Source organism: Chamaesiphon sp. VAR_48_metabat_403 (genome assembly GCF_031422475.1).
GTDB lineage: Bacteria > Cyanobacteriota > Cyanobacteriia > Cyanobacteriales > Chamaesiphonaceae > Chamaesiphon.
In genome coordinates, this window is the sequence record NZ_JANPLS010000081.1 from 1 (window position 1) to 2374 (window position 2374).

A 2374-nucleotide genomic window follows, 5' to 3' on the forward strand; every position below is an offset into this window, starting at 1 on the left:
CAATTGTTTCGGTACCGCCTGGTTGGTAGCTGCTGTGGAGCGCAATATCCAACCAGCTAAAGTGGATCTGACGCAGCATCCCGCTCCCGCTCATAAATGTCCGCGCTGCGAGGAGTTTTTGGTAATAGTGTTCGGGTAATGGTTCGCCAGTTTCGTAGTGCTTGCCCAAACTCAGCAGGGTGGGGCGATGGTAGCACCAGTTTTCCATAAATTGGCTGGGTAACTCGACGGCATCCCATTCGACGTTACTAATTCCCGATGCACCGACGAAATCGACGGTGGTGAGCATGTGCTGTAAGCCGTGCCCGAATTCGTGGAAGAGGGTTTCGACTTCGCCGAAGGTCATTAGACTGGGTTTGCCGTCTACTGGGGGCGTTTGATTGCAGGTGAGGTAAGCAACGGGTAAACGGACTGTAGACCCATCTTTGTCGGTCAATTTGGAGCGACTGATGCAATCTGCCATCCACGCACCACCGCGTTTTTCGGATGGGCGGCTATATGCGTCGAGATAGAAGTAAGCAATCGGTTGATTTTGCTCATTGGCGACTTGGAAGTAGCGGACATCGGGATTCCAGATGGGTGCTTGTCCGTCGGCGGCGGTGATATTGATGCCAAACAGATTGTGGGCGAGGTTAAATAAGCCCGAAAGTACCTGTTCTAAGGGGAAGTATGGGCGCAATTCTTCAGCGTTGAAGTCGAATTTGGCTTCCCGCAAGCGTTCCGACCAGTAGGCGAGATCCCAATGTTTGAGATCGTTGGCTTCGGGTGCGTCTTTAGAGATGGCATAGGCGCGAAGATCTTCGAGATCCTGTTTGGCTGCTTCAAAGCTGGCACTACGGAGGGATTCGAGCAGATTTTCGACGGCGGCGACGTTGGGTGCCATTTTGCTGGCGAGGCTGAGTTCGGCAAAGTTATCGAAGCCGAGGATGTTGGACTTTTCGCGACGTAATTCGAGGATGCGATCGATATTACCTAAATTATCATAGTCCCCCGATGCTGCCCGACTGATGAGGGCTTTATACACCTGTTCGCGCAAGTCCCGGCGTTGACTGTGTTGCATGAAGGGGCCGTAACTAGGCGCGTCCAACGTAATCGTCCACGGGCCATCTGTGGGGGTAGCGGCTTCATTTCCGGCGGCTCTGGCTGATTGGGCTGCTTGAGCGAGTAAACTTGCGGGTAGTCCAGCGATGTCCTCTGGCTTAGTCAGGGTAAGACTATAAGCTTTAGTCGCATCGAGGACATTATTAGAGAACTTATTAGAAAGTTCGGCAAGTGCCAATTGAATCTCATTAAATCGCTGCTTTGGCTCTCCCGTCAAACCGACTCCAGATAGATCCATGTCGCGGATGGCAGCCTCGATAATCCGTTTTTGGGCTGCATCGAAGTTAGCAAATTCGGGACTGGCTGCGATCGCCTTGTAGCCCTGATAGAGAGCGGCACTTTGTCCCAATTGCGTCCAGAATTGGACTAGCTGGGGCTGCATTTCTTCGTAGGCGGCACGAAGTTCGGGACTATTTTTGACACCCATCAGGTGTCCGACGATGCTCCAACTCCAGCCGATGCGTTCGGTCAATCGATCGAGTGGTTCGACCAATCCCGCCCAAGTAGGAATAATATTAGCTTCAAGCTGGGTTAATGCTGCGTTCGCCTCAGTCAGTAGTTCGGTCATCGCGGGAACGACTTGCTCTGGCGTAATCTCTGGAAATGGGGGCAATCCCTGACCTTGTAATAGGGGTTTCATATCTGGCGCGTGATGAGGTTTATAGCTCTATTATCCCTCGATCTTCTTTTAGAGCCTATGTCCGGTTTACCGCCATCTCTATCGATCGACGGAGATTTAACCAATCAGATTGCGACCAAAAATATGTCTATCGATCGATTCATTTACTAGCCAATGTTTAGTATAAATAAGATGTGTGAGTTAGAGACAGATTGAGACCGCTCTAAGTGTCATTCTCTCTGCAATTGGCTAGAGACAGAGAATCGATCGGGTCTATAAAATTATCCCATATAATAGAAATGGAAGCAACATTAATCGCCACTCAGTCATCTAATTTACTGACGGTCGATCGGCAAAACATTGAAGGTATTGCTACAGATCCAACTTTTGCAATCGTTAGTAGCATGGCGATCTTGACTGCGATAGCTGTCTCTAGTTATGCCTACGTTTCCACAGAACGGCAAAAAAATTACAGCCGAAAGCCCTGCGATCGGACACCCTGCCACAGTTGTGAATAAGCTGTTTGGCATCTAAAGCACTTACTGTATAATATGTTCGCGATCGCCTAAATTTAATGCCTGCTAAAAGTTTCCTAAATTCCGAAACAAAAGAGAAATTACAAAGAGCACTAAAAGAGCATGAGCATCCAGATAT

The 2374-nt window shown here is 49.3% G+C and carries 2 protein-coding genes; one reads left to right on the plus strand and one right to left on the minus strand.

Features of this window, described 5'->3' with window-relative positions; all coding sequences use genetic code 11:
* A partial coding sequence (locus RMO79_RS04235) for a M3 family metallopeptidase (RefSeq protein ID WP_310481824.1) occupies nt 1–1741 on the minus strand: 1741 nt, incomplete at its 3' end.
* Nucleotides 1742–2019: 278 nt separating this feature from the next.
* Here RMO79_RS04235 and RMO79_RS04240 point away from each other — a divergent pair.
* A complete protein-coding gene (locus RMO79_RS04240; RefSeq protein WP_310481825.1) occupies nt 2020–2238 on the plus strand; it encodes a hypothetical protein in 219 nt (72 codons plus the stop codon).
* Nucleotides 2239–2374 lie beyond the last annotated feature (136 nt).